The sequence below is a fragment of the Nonomuraea guangzhouensis genome (genome assembly GCF_019396345.1).
Lineage (GTDB): Bacteria > Actinomycetota > Actinomycetes > Streptosporangiales > Streptosporangiaceae > Nonomuraea > Nonomuraea guangzhouensis.
In genome coordinates this window covers 118,396-135,763 of record NZ_JAHKRM010000035.1, presented here as the reverse complement: position 1 = coordinate 135,763, position 17,368 = coordinate 118,396, and the positions used below count along the sequence as shown (strand labels likewise).

At 70.8% G+C, this 17,368-nt stretch carries 16 protein-coding genes; 3 read left to right on the top strand and 13 right to left on the bottom strand.

Translation table 11 applies throughout. From position 1 onward, the window contains the following. Nucleotides 1-44 precede the first annotated feature (44 nt). Nucleotides 45-836: an IclR family transcriptional regulator gene (locus tag KME78_RS50785; RefSeq protein ID WP_219537213.1), complete on the bottom strand. Its 792-nt coding sequence runs from the start codon at nucleotides 834-836 to the stop codon at nucleotides 45-47. A gap of 127 nt (nucleotides 837-963) precedes the next feature. On the opposite strand from KME78_RS50785, the gene KME78_RS50780 reads away from it, so the two are divergent. After that, nucleotides 964-1,776 carry an alpha/beta fold hydrolase gene (locus tag KME78_RS50780; protein ID WP_219537212.1) on the top strand — a complete coding sequence of 271 codons (813 nt, stop codon included), beginning with the start codon at nucleotides 964-966 and terminating at the stop codon, nucleotides 1,774-1,776. Here KME78_RS50780 and KME78_RS50775 read toward each other — a convergent pair. The 8 genes from KME78_RS50775 to KME78_RS50745 form a co-directional block, all read right to left on the bottom strand. Next, on the bottom strand, nucleotides 1,773-2,597 hold the full coding sequence (locus KME78_RS50775; protein ID WP_219537211.1) for an IclR family transcriptional regulator: 825 nt from the start codon (nucleotides 2,595-2,597) through the stop codon (nucleotides 1,773-1,775). The two genes, KME78_RS50780 and KME78_RS50775, sit on opposite strands and share 4 nt — an antisense overlap. A gap of 64 nt (nucleotides 2,598-2,661) precedes the next feature. Continuing rightward, a complete protein-coding gene (locus KME78_RS50770) occupies nucleotides 2,662-3,633 on the bottom strand; it encodes a quinone oxidoreductase family protein (protein WP_219537210.1) in 972 nt (323 codons plus the stop codon). Next, nucleotides 3,633-4,511 (bottom strand): alpha/beta fold hydrolase, encoded by an 879-nt coding sequence (locus tag KME78_RS50765; RefSeq protein WP_219537209.1) that lies wholly within the window; start codon nucleotides 4,509-4,511, stop codon nucleotides 3,633-3,635. The genes KME78_RS50770 and KME78_RS50765 overlap by 1 nt, the downstream gene beginning before the upstream one ends. Before the next feature lie 13 nt (nucleotides 4,512-4,524). Continuing rightward, a complete protein-coding gene (locus KME78_RS66760; RefSeq protein WP_281429108.1) occupies nucleotides 4,525-4,659 on the bottom strand; it encodes a hypothetical protein in 135 nt (44 codons plus the stop codon). A gap of 2 nt (nucleotides 4,660-4,661) precedes the next feature. Next, nucleotides 4,662-5,522, bottom strand: coding sequence for an alpha/beta fold hydrolase (locus tag KME78_RS50760; RefSeq protein ID WP_219537208.1), 861 nt, complete (start codon nucleotides 5,520-5,522; stop codon nucleotides 4,662-4,664). Nucleotides 5,523-5,532: 10 nt separating this feature from the next. After that, complete coding sequence (locus KME78_RS50755) at nucleotides 5,533-6,885, bottom strand: M20 family metallopeptidase (RefSeq protein ID WP_219537207.1); 1,353 nt, start codon at nucleotides 6,883-6,885, stop codon at nucleotides 5,533-5,535. Further along, complete coding sequence (locus KME78_RS50750) at nucleotides 6,882-7,826, bottom strand: DODA-type extradiol aromatic ring-opening family dioxygenase (RefSeq protein ID WP_219537206.1); 945 nt, start codon at nucleotides 7,824-7,826, stop codon at nucleotides 6,882-6,884. The genes KME78_RS50755 and KME78_RS50750 overlap by 4 nt, the downstream gene beginning before the upstream one ends. After that, the gene (locus KME78_RS50745; protein ID WP_219537205.1) at nucleotides 7,826-9,064 is read right to left on the bottom strand and encodes an aromatic ring-hydroxylating dioxygenase subunit alpha; all 1,239 of its coding nucleotides are present in this window, start codon (nucleotides 9,062-9,064) and stop codon (nucleotides 7,826-7,828) included. The genes KME78_RS50750 and KME78_RS50745 overlap by 1 nt, the downstream gene beginning before the upstream one ends. Before the next feature lie 237 nt (nucleotides 9,065-9,301). Here KME78_RS50745 and KME78_RS50740 point away from each other — a divergent pair, with 237 nt between their 5' ends. Beyond that, nucleotides 9,302-10,273: an NAD(P)/FAD-dependent oxidoreductase gene (locus KME78_RS50740; RefSeq protein WP_219537204.1), complete on the top strand. Its 972-nt coding sequence runs from the start codon at nucleotides 9,302-9,304 to the stop codon at nucleotides 10,271-10,273. A 30-nt stretch (nucleotides 10,274-10,303) separates the two neighbouring features. Continuing rightward, nucleotides 10,304-10,645 (top strand): ferredoxin family protein, encoded by a 342-nt coding sequence (locus KME78_RS50735; RefSeq protein ID WP_219537203.1) that lies wholly within the window; start codon nucleotides 10,304-10,306, stop codon nucleotides 10,643-10,645. 72 nt (nucleotides 10,646-10,717) lie between these two features. Here the strand turns inward: KME78_RS50735 and KME78_RS50730 are convergent, their stop codons facing one another. From KME78_RS50730 to KME78_RS50715, 4 genes are all read right to left on the bottom strand, one after another. Further along, a complete protein-coding gene (locus tag KME78_RS50730; RefSeq protein WP_219537202.1) occupies nucleotides 10,718-11,485 on the bottom strand; it encodes an enoyl-CoA hydratase/isomerase family protein in 768 nt (255 codons plus the stop codon). Between the two features lie 9 nt (nucleotides 11,486-11,494). Beyond that, nucleotides 11,495-14,167, bottom strand: a complete 2,673-nt coding sequence (locus KME78_RS50725; protein ID WP_219537201.1) for a CaiB/BaiF CoA-transferase family protein — start codon at nucleotides 14,165-14,167, stop codon at nucleotides 11,495-11,497. 90 nt (nucleotides 14,168-14,257) lie between these two features. Next, entirely contained in the window at nucleotides 14,258-15,964 is a 1,707-nt protein-coding gene (locus tag KME78_RS50720) for an AMP-binding protein (RefSeq protein ID WP_219537200.1), read from the bottom strand. 496 nt (nucleotides 15,965-16,460) lie between these two features. Continuing rightward, nucleotides 16,461-17,363, bottom strand: coding sequence for a DUF4097 family beta strand repeat-containing protein (locus KME78_RS50715; RefSeq protein ID WP_219537199.1), 903 nt, complete (start codon nucleotides 17,361-17,363; stop codon nucleotides 16,461-16,463). Nucleotides 17,364-17,368: the final 5 nt, after the last annotated feature.

The window sequence follows — 17,368 nt, the reverse complement described above, 5'->3', positions numbered from 1 at the left end:
CGCCCCGCCGGCGCGGCGCCTTCGGCCGCGCCGGCGGCCGGCCATCAGTCCCGCGCCTCGCTTCCGAAAGCACGGGAGATGCCCGCCGCGGTCGCGAGCAGTTCAGGCAGCAACAGCCTGGTCTCCAGGCGGGCCACCGGCGCGGTGGCCGACACCGACGCGACGACCGTGCCATCGGCGCCCGAGACGGGCACCGACACGCTGCCGAACCCCAGCAAGATCTCCTCCCGCTCGACCGCGTAGCCACGTTCCCGGACGAGTACGAGCTGCCGTCGCAGCTCTTCGACGGACCCGACCGTCCGTGGGGTCAGGCTCGGCAGGCCGGTCAGCGCGAGGCGGCGGAGCCGTTCCTCCAGGTCGGAGCGGGTCGCGAGCAGGACCTTGCCCGTCGCCGTGCACGTCGCGGGCAACCGCCCACCGACCTGGGAGTGCGTATGGATGTTCGCCTCCCCCGCGACCTTCTCCACATACAGCACATGGCCGCCGTCGAGCACCGCCAGATGGATGGCCGCCCTGGTGGCGGCGAACAGGTCGGTGAGGAGGGGCCGCGCCACGCGACGCAGCATCGCCGACACCGGGACCCGCTGGCCCAGCTCGAACACACGCATGCCGAGCTGGTAGGAATCTCCCCTGCGTTCGAGCAGCCCCCATTGCACCAGCTCCTGCGCGAGCCGGTACGCCGACGCCTTCGGCACCCCCGAGCGCCGGCTGAGCTCGGCGAGCCGGAGGTGGAAGGCCCCCGACTCGAACGCGCCGAGCAGGAGCTGGGCCTTGCCGAGGACCGAGTTGGGATAGGTCTCTTCATCGCTGGAGTCGGCGAACGCCGCCATGGCCATCTGGACTCCTTCGCGCCGGTCCGGTCACCGGTCCCCTCCCGTAGCGATCACGAATGGGCCCGGCGAAACTCCGGAAGGGGGAAAGCCACCTTACCTCCGACACCTCCGACCTGCAGAAGAGGATCTTTTGCGCATCTCGCCGCCACTCCGATTCGGGTACGCCGACTCGCCGTTCGGCCAGCTTCACTACGCCGAGCAGGGCACCGGCCGCCCCTTACTGCTCCTGCACCAGACCCCCCGTTCTTGGGACGAGTTCCGGGAGCTGATCCCCCTCCTGGCGCCGCACCGGCGGGTCATCGCCATGGACATGCTCGGTTTCGGGGCCAGCGCGAAAGCCCCGGCGCCCCACACGATCGAACTGTTCGCGACCGGTGCTCTGGCGCTGCTGGACGCCCTGGGCATCGAGCGCGCCGACCTCCTGGGTCATCACACCGGCGGCGCGGTGGCCGTCGAGGTGGCGGCGTCCGCGCCCGAGCGGATCGGCCGGCTGATCTTGTCGTCGGCTCCGTGGATCGACGTCCGATACCGCGAGTCCCATGCGAACGGCCCGGGAGTGGACGAGGCCGTGCCCTCCCCCGACGGCGACCATCTGCGCAGGCTGTGGCGGCTTCGGCAGCCTTACTATCCCGAACCGGGCACGTACCTCCTCGACCGGTTCGTCCACGACGCTCTAACCCCCGGTGTCGATCCCGCAGAAGGGCATCGGGCGTGCGCGCGTTACTACATGGAGGACAAGATCGGGCTGGTCAAGACGTCCGTGCTGCTGCTGGGCGCCGCCGAGGACCCGTTCGCGCTGCCGTCCATGGCTCCCCTCCGGGATAACCTCACCGGGGCGGAGAGCGTGACGTCGGTGGTCATCGAGGGCGGCACGATCCCCCTCATGGAGCACAAGGCCCGGGAGGTGGCCGAGGCTGTGACGGCCTTTCTCGCGGGGCGTTAGCTTCTGCCGCCGTCGGCGGCCATGATGGACTTCGTGATGCGCCTGCTCACCATGGTCAGCAGGCCCACATACTTGTTGACGTCGGCTCGGAAGGTCGGTGCCGTCACCGACAGCGCCGCGACCATCGTTCCGGTGGCACCGGTGAGCGGGATGGCCACGCTGAGATAGCCGGTGCGGGTCTGCTCCTGCTCGATCGCGTACCCGACCTTGCGCGCCTGCTGGATCTCCTGGGCGAGCAGTCTGGGCACGGTGATCGTCCGTGGCGTGACGCGGGCCAGCGGTTCGGCGACGACGTCGCCGAACAGGGCGCCCGGACCGAAGGCGAGCAGGGCCTTGCCGGTCGCCGTGCAGTGCAGCGGCATGCGGCCGGCGATGCGCGACGGTCTGGACACCTGGCCGTGACCGGACACCTTCTCCAGGTAGATCACTTCCAGTCCGTCCAGCACCGCCAGATGGATGGTCTCGCCGGTCGCCTGGTAGAGATCCTCCATGAAGGGCCGCGCCGCCTCGCGCAGGATCCGCTGGCGCGGCACGCGCTGCCCGATCTCGAACAGGCGCATGCCCAGCCAGTACTCGGATCCGCGCCGCTCCAGCAGCCCCCACTGCAGCAGTTCCTGAGCCAGCCGGTGCACCGACGCCTTGGCCACGCCGGTGCGGCGGACGATCTCGGACAGGCCGAGGCTCTCGTCGTCCGGGCCGAACGCCTCAAGGATCAGCCGTACCTTGCCCAGCACGCTGTTCGCCGCGCCCTCGGACTCGGGCGGGAAGGCGATCGTGGGTTCACGGTCGACATGTGCCGGCTGCGGGGAGATTAGCGTCATTGACCGATAATCGAGCTTATGTCCGGTTCGATCAACGGGCCTGTTCCGGTGAGCGAGACGGCCGTCAGTGATTATTTCTCAATGGATCGTTTCCCAGGTGGACGACCGCGCGTCCGCGTACTCTGCCGTCGCGCAGCAGTTCGAGGGCCTTGGCGATCTCCGACAGGTCGAACCGCTCGACCTCCAGGGTGAGCTCGCCCGTGGCCAGGCGGTCGATCAGCGCCGGGGCCACCTCGCGGGCCCGCCGCTCCTGCCGGACCATGTTCACCGGAAGCAGCGCCACGTCGTCGAGCAGCCAGGACGGCAGATCGACCGTGACGGACGTCCCCAGCACATAGCCGATCACCACGGCCCGGCCGCCGGGACGGACCCACCGCGAGCGTTCGACCAGCGCGTTCCCGCCGAGCGTGTCGACCAGCAGGGACGCCGAGCGGGCCGAGGCCAGCTCGGCGACCGCCTCGGCGTCGTCGGCGACCACCCCGCGGATCCCCTCGGGCACCTGACCGAGCTGGTCGGCCCGGCCGACCACCCCGGTCACCGTGGCTCCGGCCAGCCGCGCCTGCTGGGCCACCATCGCGCCGACCGCGCCGGCGGCACCGGTCACGATGACCTCCTCGCCCGGCTCCAGGCGGGCGACGTCGTGCAGGGCGACGTACGCCGTGGTGGTCGGCAGGAAGAACGACGCCGCGACCTCCGGGGGAAGCGGCGAGGCCAGCGGGGTGACGGCCTTGGGGGTGACGCTGACGCGTTCGCGCCAGCAACCGTCGCGCAGCAGGCCGAGCCCGCCACCGCGGAGCAGTACCTGCGTGCCCGGCGCCAAGGTGTCGGAGGCGAGGACCACGCCGCTGGCCTCGACACCGCCGACGTAGGGCAGCGGCGGCTTCAGGCCGAAAGACCCGCCGGCGACGGTCAGGTCCAGATGCCCCAGCGCCGCCGCCTGCACCTCGACGAGCACCTCCCCGGGCTTGTGCTCCGGCTCGGGCACCTCCTCCACGACCGGCGCGGCGCCCCAGTCGTGGAACCGGGCCGCGCGCATCAGCCCCGCCCCTTGCCGGCGAAGCCGGCCGCCGAACTCTTGTCCAGGAAGGCCAGGCTGAGCGGGTTGTACCGGTCGGCCTGCTCGTGCTGGGGCCAGTGGCCGCATTCCTCGAACAGTTCGAGCTGCGAGCCCGCGATGGCCTCGTGCATGGCGGTCGCCTCCGGCACGTCGCCGAACGGGTTCTTGCGGCCCCAGACGATCAGCGTGGGCTGGGAGATCCTGGCCAGATCGTCTGGCTGAAGGATGTTACGCAGGCGGGTCTCCATATCCTGCAGGCATAGCAGATTGTCGACGTTGGCCACGAAGTCGGGCTGGTGGTAGATGGCGTGGCGCACCTCCACCAGCTCCTCGGTGGCGTCGGCCGGATCGGCCATCAGCAGCCGCAGCCGCTTGCGGGTGAGCTCCACGTCATCGCTGAGCACGGCCTCGCGGGTGCTCGTCCGGATGCGCTTCATGACCTCGGGATTGGCCACGGTCCCGCCCGCGCAGAGCAGCTGCAGGCTGGCCACCCGGTCGGGATGGTCGATCGCGACGCGCCCGCCGACCCAGCCGCCCAGCGACTCCCCCACGATGTGGGCCCGCTCGATGCCCACCGCGTCGAAGTAGGCCAGCAGGTGGTCGGCGTAGCGCGGGATCTCGTAGGGGTAGTCGGGCTTGCCGGTGTAGCCATGGCCCAGCATGTCGATGGCGTGGCACTCGTAACGTGCCGCGTGCGCGGACATGTTCCGGGTGAACGCTTCCAGGTGGCCGCTGGTCCCGTGCAGGAACACCACGGGCTCGCCCGACCCGGCCCGCAGGCTGCGGGTCCGCACCCCTGCCGCGTCCACGTACGAGACGCTCACGTCCAGTGGGCTCAATTCGGTCCAGATACTCATCGTCACGTCACCTTCAGCGGTCGAGAGCGGGCTTGTCTTGGTTGATGCGGTGTACCTGGGTGTTGCTGCGGGCCGCGAGCAGCCGGCCGAGGATCACGGCCAGCGCGATGACGGGCGCGGCGATCAGCAGCTTCCTGGTCCTGGACATGCTCATCTCTCCGTTCCGGCGCCGGGCGAGTTCAGGAATCCGGTGACCACGGCGTGGTACGCCTCCGGCCGTTCCTCCTGAAGGTGGTGCGAGGCGTGGTCCATGACGTGCAGGTTCCCGCTGGGCACCATGCGCGCGAGCATCAGCGGATAATCAGGGGTGAGGAAGGCGTCCTGCATGCCCCAGATGAAGAGCGCGGGGGCCTGGACCTCGGCCAGTTCGGCGGTGAGGTCCTGCCATTCGCCACGGGGTGAGTCCGACATGGCGGCCAGCTCCCGCTCCCCGGGGTCCAGGCTCTGCTCGTAGCGCAGGTCCAGGGTGGACTCGGGCAACCGGTCCCCGTCGTACCACTCCAGCCGGGTGATGAGGTCGCGCATCTTCTGCCGGGTGGGCCCCTCGCCGCCGTAGTAGGCGTCCCGGGCGGCGCGACCGCGGCGACCGCCTTCGGGCAAAGGCGCCAGCGGGCCGTAGAACACCGGCATGCTGCCGGTGATGACCAGCGAACGGACCCGGTCCGGGTACCGTGCGGCCAGGCACAGCGCGATGGTGCCGCCCCAGGAGTTGCAGATGAAGTCGGCCCGCTCCACACCCAGCGTGTCCATGAGCGCCACGGTCTTGGCCGCGTGGAAGTCCCACATCGGGCCGGTGATCAGGCACTTCTCCGACTTGCCGTACTGCAGGATGTCGACGATCAGGCAGCGCCGGTCGGCGGCGAAGAGCGGCGCCACCGGGCCGAAGTCGCTCCAGCCGGTGCAGCCGGGGCCGCCGCCGTGCAGGAAGATCGTGTCCGTCCCCGAGCCCAGGTCGAGGTAGTGGTATTTGACGCCGTCGGCGTCGGCGTACGAACCGGTGGGGGGTTCCATGTCGCCTCCTTTAGTCGTTGATCTCGGCGCGGGTCCGCGTGGTGGTGTCGACGGCCACCCGTACGAGCAGTTCGCACAGGCGGCGCATGGCTCTGACGTCGACGGTGTTCATCCCGCGGGCGAAGTCGACGTCGAACTCGGTGGAGACGACTTTCGGCATGCCCACCCGGGCGGTCGGGATCCCCCTCGCCCGCAGGATGTTGGCGTCGGTGGCGCCGCTGTTGCCGTCGATGGGCTCGTGCGGGCGTCCGGACACGCTCTCCCAGGCCCGTACTGTGCTGCGCACGACCCAGTCCTCCGGCGGCGTGCGCGTGCCCGGGATGGCCAGCATCAGCTCGACCGTCAGCTCGACGCCCAGCTCCGCCGACAGCCGCCGGACGTACTCGGCCAGCTCGCGCTTGGCCGCCAGCGGCGTCGTGCCGGGCGTGATCCGCAGGTCGAGGCGGATGCGGCAGGCCGCGGACGTGACGGACGGCATGCGTTCCCAGCCGCCGGCGACCGAGCCGATGATCCCCTGAGGCGCGGCCGTCTCGGTGCGGTGCCGCTCGGGGTAGTCCGCCAGCCACCGTTCCAGCCGCGTCACCACCTCGGCGGCCGTCACGATCGGGTTCTGGTACGGCAGCCGGTGCCGGCTGCCGGAGTAGGTGTGGATGCCGGGGACCACGATCTCGAACCAGCACAGACCGACTTCTTCGTGCGCGACGAAGTCCCCCGGCTTGGCGATCACGGCGTAGTCGGGGTGCCAGCCGCGTTCGAGCAGGAACGAGCAGCCGACGCCGTGCCCGGTGTTCAGCCGGCCGGTTCCGCCGACGGAGCTGGTCGGTCTGCCGCCGACAGCGCTGGTCGGTCTGCCGTCGATGGCGTTGGTCGGCATGCCGCCCGCCCCGAAGGCGATCAGCAGGTCTCCGGCGAGCCGCGGCCGCATCCCGGCCAGGGCCTCGCCCACGACGAGGACGCAGGCCGCGTGGCCCTTGGGGTTGCTCGCACCGAGGCCGCTGACGTAGGGGCCTTCGCAACGTGCCTCGGCCAGCATGTCGGGGCGCAGTCCGGGGCCGATCCACGGCACGTCCAGGTCCGGGTCGCCGGTGGTCAGGGTGTCGATCGGGGCGTACAGCATGAGGTCGGCGCCCGTACCGTCGCCTCTGAGCCGGCCGACCGCGTTGGCCTGGCCGTCGTCGATGCGCTGCAGGTGCGCGTCCAGGCCCGCGGCGGCGAGCCGCCCGGTCAGCCATCGGGCCAGCGGCGCCTCCCCGCCGGTGGGGCTGGCGATGGAGGTGACCCCCACCGCCGCCTCACGCAGGCGGTCCTCGGTGATCGACGCGAGCGCCTCCGTCACGATCCGCTCGCGCTCAGCCTCGTTCATGCTGATCGGGCAGGGTCGATAACCGCGACCCCCATGCCGGTCAGCCACTCCGGCATCGGCGCGTACGCCAGCGCGCGGCCGGGGGCGAAGCCCAGTGCCGCGGCCATCATCAGCCAGGTCCGCAGTTCCTGGCCACCGTTGCCGGCCACGGCCTCGATCTCCTCGGTGGACAGGTTCGCGTAGCGCGACAGCTCGCCCTTCTCCAGCGCGGCGAGGAACTCCTCGTCGAACTCGGGGAAGATGGTCGGCCGCGCGGCGGTGATGATCTGCCGCCGGCGCGCGTCGTAGCGCTGCCAGTCGCCCCGGCCTTCGCGCCAGGCCTCCACCAGGAACTCCTCGTCCTCCCCCTCGGGGTCCTGCCAGCGGCTCGGCCACGGGAGCCGGTGCGACAGGCCGCCTGACGCGATGACGGCCACGCGCAGCTCGTCCGGCAGCGCGGCCACCGCGGCGGCGAGGTTGCGCCCCAGCTCGACGCAGCGCCGCATGAGCGGCAGCGGCGTGGCGAACACGTTCACCACCAGCGGGATCACCGGCACGTCGAGGTCACGCAGGAGGTACTGGATCGCGTGGCTCTGACCGTGGTCGATCTGCAGCTTCGCCGAGATCGCCACCTCGGTGCCCGCGGCCACCAGGGATTCGGCGACGGCCTGGGCGACGGCGGGATTGGTGCGTTGCGGTCCCGACGGCGTTTTCGCCTCTCCCGAGGAGATGACCTCGTCCACCCCGAGGGTGAAGGCGGGGATCAGGTCCAGCCAGAAGCCGCGGAAGTGGTTCGAGCCGATGATGATCGCCACGTCCGGACGGGCCGCGGCGAGGGCGTCGCGGGCCGTGCCGAGCGCGTCGCGGAAGCGTTCGGCGTCGTCTTTGTGCTCGACCTGCTCCCAGTGGGTGTTCATCAGCGTCGAATGGGACGCCCCCACACCCAGGACGATCCTGCCCATCAGCCGGCCTGCTTCGAGGGGTTCTCGACGACCAGTCCGGAGGCGTGCAGCCGCTCGATGCGCTCCTCGGTGACGTCCTCGGCGAGCTTGCGCCACTGCAGGAGCGAGTCGTCGGGGCGGTAGAGCCGCTCCGGCGGCGCGTCGGTCACCTCGACCATCCATTTGTCCTGGCCGGAGAACTGGCCGTGGAACAGCCAGCGGACGGCGCCGAGATACTTGGCGTAGAAGGGCAGCGTCCTGATGCCCTTCTCGAAGTTGGCCATCACACCGACATAGAGGTGGTTGTCCGCGTCGACCGGCACGTAGAACTCGTAGTGGATGAAGGTCGGGTAGACGATGCGCAGGACGCCCGGCATGCTGACCGAGGCGAAACCGGGGAAGTCCTCGGCGGCGATGGCCGGGTTCACCTTGCGGTGGCTGCCCGTGTTGCCGATGTTGGCGATCTGCTTCGGCGGCTTGAGCTTGAACCACGCCTGGTTGTTCCACCGGCCGAGGCCCGGGAAGTCGGCGTCCCAGTGCTGGGCCTCCTGCACCCGGTAGATCCAGCGGCCACGGCGTTCGATCCGGGTCTCGTTCCACACCGGCATGGCCTTGAACAGCCGCCACAGCGCCGTACGGTGCAGGTACTTGGCGTGCCCCTCGTCATAGCCGTTCTCGCAGGCGAAGCGCCAGTTCCCCTCGCGCGACTGGATGCGCGCGCCGATCACGGCCGGGTTGTCGCGCAGCTCCTCGGGGAGCTGGTCGTCGATGGGCGGCGCGTCCTCGCCGTCACCCACGAAGATCCACACCATGCCGAGACGTTCCTCGACATCGTAGGTGGGCTGGGTCACCTTTCCGCAGATCGGTGACTGCGGGCCGTCGGTGATCGCCGCCTTGAGATCGCCGGTCTCCAGGTCGAACGTCCAGCCGTGGTACGCGCACGAGATGGTGCCGGGGAACTGCTGGTTGCCGTAGCTCAGCGGCACACCCCGGTGCGGGCACCGGTCCTTGAGTGCGTACGCCTTGCCGCCGTCGCGGATGACGACGATCCGCTCGCCGAGCAGGGTGATCGCCTTGGGCTTGCCGGTGATGTGCGAGGAGAACGCCACCGGATACCAGTAGCCGCGGAACCCGCTGCCCGCGCCCTGGTAGTGGGGCCAGCTCGACCAGTCCTGGCGGCCCGGCAGCTTGCCCCGCCGTGATGGCCGGCGCCTGGCAGCGCCTCCGGCCGCAGTCGGCGCATCCGCCTCTGCACTCATTCTCGCCTCCGCTTCCCATGGCTGTGCTCGCGGCGCCCCGATGCGGCCGCCGACCACGACACGCAGTTCACCATCGGCCCGGCCGGGCGCCCAGCGGTTCATCCCGCCCAGCGGACCGTGTCCCACTGAGCGAGCCGCGTTCCGGTCAGCGGTCCGCGACCTGCGGGATCCCGCTGCCGGGGTGTGTAGCTTCCGTGGCCTGACAGGCGACTACCGGGAGACCTAGGTGGAACCAGCGTGATCGAGACCGACATCGTGATCATCGGAGCGGGGCCGACCGGCCTCTACGGCGCCTACTGCGCGGGCTTCCGCGGCTTGCGGTCCGTGGTCGTGGACGCGCTGCCTCAGGTCGGCGGGCAGATTTCGGCGCTGTACCCGGAGAAGGAAGTACGGGACGTGGCCGGCATCCCCGGGCTGACCGGACGTTCGCTGGTGGACGCGCTCTCGGCCCAGGCGGCGGCCTACAGCCCGGTCTACCTGCTCGGCAGGCAGGCCGTCGAGCTGCGCCGCGACGAGGACGAGCGGCCCGTCGTGGTGCTGTCCGACGGCACGGCCGTCCAGGCGCAGGCCGTCATCCTCACCTCGGGCATCGGGACGTTCACCCCGCGCCCGCTGCCGGCCGGTGAGGAATGGCTTGGCCGGGGGCTTTCGTACTTCGTGCCGGACCTGTCCGAACACACCGGCCGCGACGTCGTCGTCGTGGGTGGCGGGGACAGCGCGGTCGACTGGTCGCTGGCGCTGGCGCCGCTGGCCAGGTCGGTCACCCTGGTGCATCGCCGGGCCGCGTTCCGCGCGCACGCCGCCGGGGTCGAGGCCGCCCGGGTGGCCGGGGTCCGCATCGTCGTCGACAGCCAGGTGGTCTCGCTGTCCGGTGGCGAGCGGGTGGAGAAGGCGCATCTTCGTACGCGCGGCGAAGCGGACCGGGCGCTGCCCGCGGAGTCCGTCATCGCGGCCCTCGGCTTCATCAGCGACCTCGGCCCGCTCGCGGACTGGGGCCTGGAACTGCGCGGCAGGTCCGTCCTGGTGAACCGGCGCATGCGCACCAACCTGCCCCGCGTGTACGCGGCGGGCGACCTCGCCGACCACGAGGGCAAGGTCCGCCTGATGTCGGTGGGGTTCGGCGAGGTGGCGACCGCCGTGAACAACGCCGCCGTCGAACTGGACCCCGAACTGGCCCTCTTCCCCGGGCACTCCACGGACACCGCCTGACCCCGTACCCCAGCTGACAGGAGAAGATCCATGAGCTACGTCATCGGCCCCGCCTGCATCGACGTCAACGATCGCGCGTGCGTGGACGTATGTCCCGTCGACTGCATCTACGTCGGCGACCGCAAGAGCTACATCAACACCGCCGAGTGCATCGACTGCGGGGCCTGCGAACCGGAGTGCCCGGTCGAGGCGATCTTCGTCGATCGGACGGCGCGCGGCGACGAGACGCGCACGCTCTTCCTCCAGGACTCCAAGGCCTTCTTCACCGAGGTGCTGGCCGGACGTGACGAGCCGCTGGGCAACCCGGGAGGCGCCCGCAAGGTGGGCGACCTCAACGCCGACACCTCGCTGGTCACTGGCTACAGCGGCTGAGGTCCGGCGGAGGTCCGGCTGTCCGCCGGACCTCCATTGTTCTCCGTTGTTCTCAGCTGTCCTCAGCGGTTCTCAGCGGCCGGTGAATCGTGGCTCGCGCTTGTCCAGGAACGCCTGGAGCCCTTCGGCGGCGTCGTCGGTGTGGATCAGCTCCATGACGGCCTGGCGCTCCATTTCCAGCGCCTCTTCGATCGGCAGGCCGTACCCGGCGTCCACGATCTGCTTGAGCAGGCCGATGGTCCCGGTCGGCTTGGCCGCCAGGCTCTCGGCGTGCTTGGCCACCACGCGGTCGAAGTCCTCATCGTCCGCCACCACGTCGACCAGCCCCAGATCGAGCGCTTCGGTCGCCGTCAGGCGGGCGCCGTCGATCATCAGGCGCTTGGCGCGGTGCGGGCCGAGCAGGCGCGGCAGTCGCTGGCTGCCGCCCGCTCCCGGGAACAGGCCCAGGTTCATCTCGGGGAAGCCGATCGTCGCCGAGGCCGCCAGGATGCGCAGGTCACAGGCCAGGGACAGCTCGGCGCCGCCACCCAGGGCGTGACCGTTCATCGCCGCGATCACCGGCTTGGGCGCCAGTTCGAGCAGCCGCTGTACGTCGATCCAGCGGCGCATCTTCACGTGGTTGGCGGTCGAAAGGTCACGCATCACAGCGATGTCCGCCCCCGCCACGAAGAAGCGGCCGGTTCCACGGATGACCAGGCAGCGGACCGTGACGTCCTTGGCCAGCTCGGGGAGCAGCGCCAGGAACTCCTCGATCATCGCGGGGTCGACCGCGTTGGCGGGCGGGCGGTTGATGACGATCGTCGCCGTGCCCCCGTCGCGCCGCACGTCCAGCACGTTCATCTGCACTCCCTATTCCAGAACCCCGGCCTCGCGTAGCCGGGAGAGCTCGTCGTCGTCCATGCCGAGCAGACCCTTCAGCACCGCGTCGGTGTGCTCGCCGAGCAGGGGGGCCGGTGCCGTGAGCGCTCCGGGGGTGGCGGACATGCGGACCACGATGCCCTCGTGCCGGACCGGCCCCGCGATCGGGTGCTCCAGCACCGGGTAGAAGTCGCGCGCGGCCAGGTGTTCGTCGGCGTCCACCAGGTCCCGGCCGGTGGCGACGACGGCGGCGGCTATGCCCAGCCCTTGCAGCTCGGCCGCCAGAGACTCACCGTCGCGCTCCGCGCACCAGGCCGCCAGGGCGGCGTCGATCGCGTCCTCGTGCCTGCGCCGCTCCTCCAGCCCAGCGGACGCCGACACCGGTAGACCGGCAGACGCCGACTCCGGCAGACCGGCGGAGACCGACTCCTCCAGCCCGGCGGACGCCGACACCGGCAGTCCAGCGGAGGTCGGCTCCCGCAGCCCGGCGTGCTCGGTGAGGCGCCGCCATTCCGCGTCCCCCTGTACGGCCAGCGCGATCCAGCGATCGTCGCCTCTGGTCGGGTACACACCGTGCGGAACCATCCGCGGGTGCCGGTTGGGCTGGGCCGCCGTACGGGAGTCCGTACGGCGGTCGCCGAGCTCAGCTTCGAGCACGGCCGGCCCCATCGACGCGGCCATCGACTCCAGCTGGGACAGGTCCACGTGCCCCCCGCGACCGGCCGCGATCATGTCCAGGACGGCCAGGACGGCCGAGTTGGCGGCCACCATGTCGCCCAGCCCGAAGGTCAGCCCCTGCGGTTCCTCGCCGGGATCGGCGGTCTCGCTGGTGAGCCCGGACATGGCGGCGAGCGTGTCGGCGAAGGTCACCGCGTCCCGCCAGGGCCCGCTCTGCCCCACGCCGGCCATCGACACCAGGATGACACCGGGGTTCAGCTCCGCCATCCGGTCGTAGGACAGTCCCCACCTGTCGAGCACGCCGGGACTGAAGTTCTCGATAACCACGTCGCATTCGGCGACGAGCCGCCGCAGCGCCTCACGACCGGGCTCGGTACGCAGGTTGAGCGCCACGCCGCGCTTTCCGCGGTTGAAGTTGATGAAGTAGCCGCTGTCGTCGAACCCCGCTTCGGGGCGCAGCCGCATCGACGGGGCGAAGCGCGTGGGATCCTGCCGATGCCGGGATTCGATCTTGATGATGTCCGCGCCGTGCTCGGCCAGCGTCTTGGTCGCGTACGGGCCCGCGAGCACCCAGGTCAGGTCCAGGACCCGAATCCCGGCAAGCGAACGTCCGCCGGCCCTGTCGCTGGCCCCCTCCCGGATCCCGGCGAGCGAGCGCCCACCAGACCCATCACTGATCCCCTCCTGGCGCCCTCGGGGGCGGGAGGTCTGCCAGGGAGCCTCGGCATCGGCGGGAAGCGGCTCGTTGAGGCGTACCGGACGGGGCAGGTCCGGGGCGGCGAACGGGAAGCCCACGTCCATGACGCCGTCGCGCGGCAGCCCTTCGCCCAGGATGCGGGTGAAGAAGGCACGCTCGGTGAGCTGGGGATTGGCGGGCAGGCGGTCGGCCGTGGCGACCTCCGCCCAGGGCAGCGCCCGGGCGCGTCCTTCCGCGGCGATGAACGCGGCGGAGCGTTTCGCGGCGAACCTGGCCACGATCTCGTCCACGTGGGCCCGGCCCCGCCAGCGGAAGACGGGGTCGGACCACTTCTCCTCCGTCAGGTCCTCGGCCTCGCCTGACTCCGCCATCCAGGCGAGCAGATCAGTCCACATACGGTCACTACCGGAGTAACCGCCCGCGACGTGGCCGTCCGCGGCACGGAAGACGCGGTGCGCCACGTGCTCGTACACCCCGCCATTACGGGACGGGTACCGGCCGGCGTGGATCCAGGAGATGGCGGCCGTCTCCAGCGTGGCGGCCACCGCTTCCTGAACGGAGATGTCGATGAGCTGCCCCCGCCCGGTGCGGTCACGGGCGATGACGCCGAGCAGCGCCGCGATGGCCGCGTGCGCCCCCGCGAGCTGGGTGGCCTGCTCGCGGGGCGGCGGCTTGGGCGGCTGGCCGGGCTGCCCGCCCAGCCAGGCCATGCCACCGGCGGCCGCGGCCACAAGATCGTCGGCTCGCCACGCGCGCCGAGGGCCGGTCGTGCCGAACGGGGTGACCACGACGTGCACAACCCCAGGCCAGCGCGACGACACCGCACCGCCTTCCACGCTGGATGCCGCGCCGTCTCCCGCGCCGCCTCCGCCGCTGTTTCGCGCGCTGTTTCCCGCGCTGTTTCCCGCGCCGTCCTTCGTGCTGGATGCCGTGCTGTCTCCTGCGCCGCTTCCGCCGCCGCCTCCCCCGCTGTTTCCCGCGCGGTCTCCCGCGCCGTCCTTCGTGCTGGATGCCGCGTCGGCTTCTGCGCGTACGCCGAGGAGTTGGTCGAGGGAGCCGCTCTCGATGACCACATCCGCCTGTTCGACGAGCCGGTCGAGCGCGGCGGGGCTCTCCGGGACGCCTACGATCCGTTTTCCCGCATGCCAGTGCAGCGTCTCCGCGCGTGACAGTGCCGGGGCGGGCGAGCGTTCGACGCGTACGACATCCGCCCCGAGGCCCACCAGCAGCCGCGCCCCGTGGAAGGCCAGCTCATCGGTGAGGTCGAGAATCCGCAACCTGTCCGGCATGGCGGTCTCCTCCCATGTGCAGAAGGCTCGAACGTAGAGCGCGGGATCGCCGAGGCGCGACCATCCCGGTCTGTCCAGCGGTCCACGTGGTCAGGCTCGGGCGTCCCAGGCGTCCGATGGGACTCCGGTACCGCGCAGCTCCCCCTTGATCACCTTGGCGTTGGCGTTGCGCGGCAGGTCGTCGAGCACGCGCACGTAGCGGGGTACGGCGTGACGCGGGAGCCGATCCAAACACCAGGCGTGCACCTGCGGCGCGCGTAGTACGGCACCCGGCGCCGCGGTCACCGCCACCAGCACCTCCTCCTCGGTCAACTCCGAGGGCACCCCCACTGCGGCCACCTCCAGGACGCCGGGCATCGCGGCCACCACCTGCTCCACGTCCCAGGTCGCGATGTTCTCGCCGCGCCGCCTGATGACATCCGCGCGGCGACCGGCGAAATACAGGAACCCGTCCTCGTCGAGCCAGCCGCGATCTCCTGTCCAGAACCAGCCGTCACGCAGAACCTTCGCGGTGGCCTCGTCATCACCGGCATACCCGGTGAAGACGATCGACCGTGCCCTGGGCCGGGCGGTGATCTGCCCGATCTGTCCCGCCGGCAGAGGACGTCCGTCCTCGTCACTGATCACCACCTCGTACTCCGGTACGGGCCGCCCGGCCCCACCCGGCCGCCGGACGCCGGGCGTGCTCGCCGCCACGTCACCGAGCTCGGTACACGCGTACGCCTCCAGCAGCAGCACACCGAACCGATCCAGAAAACGCCTCGACAGGGCCTCGGGCGCCGGTCCCCCATAGGCGCGGCGTACCTGATGGCGATCATCGTCGCCGGTCGCGGGAGCCCGTTCCAAGATGGCCACCAGCGCGCCCATGAAGTTGAACGCGGTCACCCCCTCGCGCCGGCAGGTCTCCCAGAACCGGGAAGCGGAGAAACGCGCGTGCGCCACCAGCGTGGCGCCGCTGATCAACGCGGGCAGCAGACCCGCGTGCCGGACGTTGATGTGGTTCCAGGGAAAGACGTTGAACAACACGTCGTCCGCGCCGTAATCCATCGTGCGGGCCACCCGCCGGGCATGCCGGACCCCGGCGAAATGCGGCAACAGCGCCGCCTTGGCCCGGCCGGTGGTGCCCGACGTCGCCATCACCACGGCCGGATCCGCCGGCCCCGGACGCCACGACGCAAGCCGGCCCGGCGAAGCCAGCAACTCCCCAAGATCGACCGAACGTCGGCCCAGCGAAGCGACCAACCTCTCCAGATCGACCGGACGCCGGCCCAGCGAAACGGCCAACCTCTCCAGATCGACCGGACGCCGGCCCGGCGCGGCGAGCAACTCCTCCAGATCGACCGGTCCCGGCACCCCCGCCTGCTCCCCCTCCCTCACCAGCACCACGCGGTACATCTCCGCGGCCAACGCGAGCAGATCGGGGTTGGCGCGCACGGCGTCCGTCCCGACGATGAGCACCCGCGCCCCCGTCACCCCGGCGAGCCGCCGGGCCGCCGCCGGCCGTACATCCAAAGCCAGTGGCACCTCCACCGCGCCGAGCCTGGCCAGAGCGAAGACCACCTCGATCAACCGCCGCCCGGGACGCAGACACGTGGCCACCCGATCGCCGGGCGCCACCAGACCCGCCAGCCCCCGCGCCACAGCGAACGCACCCTCGCGGCACTCCCCGACACGCAGCGACGTCCCGTCCTCGAACCGCACCAGCTCCGCCTCCGGCGTGCTGGCCGCGCGGCGTTCCAGCACGTCAAGCATCGTCTCGGGCAAGGCCGTGACATCGTCCGCACCACGATCACCCATGTTCTCCCCCTGATCGAGACGGTTCGCCCACCGGGCTCCAGCTGGAGGGCCCGCACCATATGAGGATGTCTTATACCTCATCGCATAGAACGCAGAGGTTCGTCAGCTGATGGGCTGCATCGTCCATATTCGCGGAGCCTGGCGCGAGGCCGAGAACAGGCTCACCGTCTGCTCCGACATCTCCGTCACGGTGGACGTCCTGGGCCGACTTCACCCACGATGACAGGCGCGTCCTGCGCAGGCCGGCGTTCTATGACGCACCGGCAGCACCGGGCGGATCAGATTCAGCTCTCCCATGGCACATGGCATGTGGCGCTGGAGCACCCACGCGTCGATTGACGATCGGGGCTGCGCGCCATCGACGGCGTGATCGAAGTCGGGGCGAGTTGTCGAGCCCAGGCGAGGTCGCGGAGGCTGGCGCGAACGTGGACGTGGACGCTGGCGTGGACGCGGACGCGATCTCCTACGTCGAGTGCCCTGGGGGATGCTTCCGGAGTCAGGCGCGTCTGATCACGATGTCGCCGTCGTGGCTGCGGGCGTGCACTTCGACGACCTCGTCGGACCCCTCCGCGTTGTCTTGCGGATCGAGGGAGTTACGCAAGCTGCCGTTGGCCGTGCTGACATCGAGCCACGCGGCGGTGCCCCGCGTGATGCCGACTTCGACGTCGCCGGACTCGCTGGCCAGGACGACCGACCCGCGGGTGACCTCGCCGATCCGCACGCTGCCGTCCACGGACTTGGCCTCGACCGCGCCGTGAGCGCGGTCGACGGTCATGTCGCCGCTGTCGCTGATCAGCCGGAGGTCGCCGGTGATGTCGCGGATGTGGCTCTCGCCATCGTCGTTCCTGATCGACGCGGTGCCGTCGATCTCGTGGACCGTGATCTCGCCCGACGCGCTGGCGATCTCGGCGTGGCCGGTAACCCGGGCCACGGAGATCTCGCCGCTGTCGCTGGTCAGGTCCACCGGACCGGCCTGGTCCAGCCGGATGTCGCCGTAGTCGGTACGGAGCCGGACCTCTCCGAGCCTGCCCGAGCAGTCGAAGCCGCCCCCGTCCGTCTGGCCGTGCACGTCCGAACCCGCCGGCAGCTCGATCGTGACCTGCACCGATGCGCAGCCGCCGGTCAGCATGCTCCGGCTCAGCTGTTTCACCGCCTCGACGATCAGGTTGCCACCGCGATGGCGGGGCGGCTCCGAGCTTTGACGGCTCGCGCTCGTGACGACCAGGTTGCCGCCTACGTATTCGACCTGGACCGCGGCCTCCTCGCCATCGTCATCGCCGTGCCGCACCTCGACGACCGTTTCGGTGCGGTCGCTCGCGATGATCCGCACGTCGCCGCCGGGCAGGTCGATCCTGACCGAGATCGGCTCAGGGGTGTCGAACGTGGGATGAAGTTCCATGACGC

Coding starts and splice junctions, on each gene's coding strand:
- KME78_RS50785 (WP_219537213.1), bottom strand. CDS start 836: ATGGCCATGGCGGCGTTCGCCGACTCCAGCGATGAAGAGACCTATCCC.
- KME78_RS50775 (WP_219537211.1), bottom strand. CDS start 2,597: ATGACGCTAATCTCCCCGCAGCCGGCACATGTCGACCGTGAACCCACG.
- KME78_RS50770 (WP_219537210.1), bottom strand. CDS start 3,633: ATGCGCGCGGCCCGGTTCCACGACTGGGGCGCCGCGCCGGTCGTGGAG.
- KME78_RS50765 (WP_219537209.1), bottom strand. CDS start 4,511: ATGAGTATCTGGACCGAATTGAGCCCACTGGACGTGAGCGTCTCGTAC.
- KME78_RS66760 (WP_281429108.1), bottom strand. CDS start 4,659: ATGTCCAGGACCAGGAAGCTGCTGATCGCCGCGCCCGTCATCGCGCTG.
- KME78_RS50760 (WP_219537208.1), bottom strand. CDS start 5,522: ATGGAACCCCCCACCGGTTCGTACGCCGACGCCGACGGCGTCAAATAC.
- KME78_RS50755 (WP_219537207.1), bottom strand. CDS start 6,885: ATGAACGAGGCTGAGCGCGAGCGGATCGTGACGGAGGCGCTCGCGTCG.
- KME78_RS50750 (WP_219537206.1), bottom strand. CDS start 7,826: ATGGGCAGGATCGTCCTGGGTGTGGGGGCGTCCCATTCGACGCTGATG.
- KME78_RS50745 (WP_219537205.1), bottom strand. CDS start 9,064: ATGAGTGCAGAGGCGGATGCGCCGACTGCGGCCGGAGGCGCTGCCAGG.
- KME78_RS50735 (WP_219537203.1), top strand. CDS start 10,304: ATGAGCTACGTCATCGGCCCCGCCTGCATCGACGTCAACGATCGCGCG.
- KME78_RS50730 (WP_219537202.1), bottom strand. CDS start 11,485: ATGAACGTGCTGGACGTGCGGCGCGACGGGGGCACGGCGACGATCGTC.
- KME78_RS50725 (WP_219537201.1), bottom strand. CDS start 14,167: ATGCCGGACAGGTTGCGGATTCTCGACCTCACCGATGAGCTGGCCTTC.
- KME78_RS50720 (WP_219537200.1), bottom strand. CDS start 15,964: ATGGGTGATCGTGGTGCGGACGATGTCACGGCCTTGCCCGAGACGATG.
- KME78_RS50715 (WP_219537199.1), bottom strand. CDS start 17,363: ATGGAACTTCATCCCACGTTCGACACCCCTGAGCCGATCTCGGTCAGG.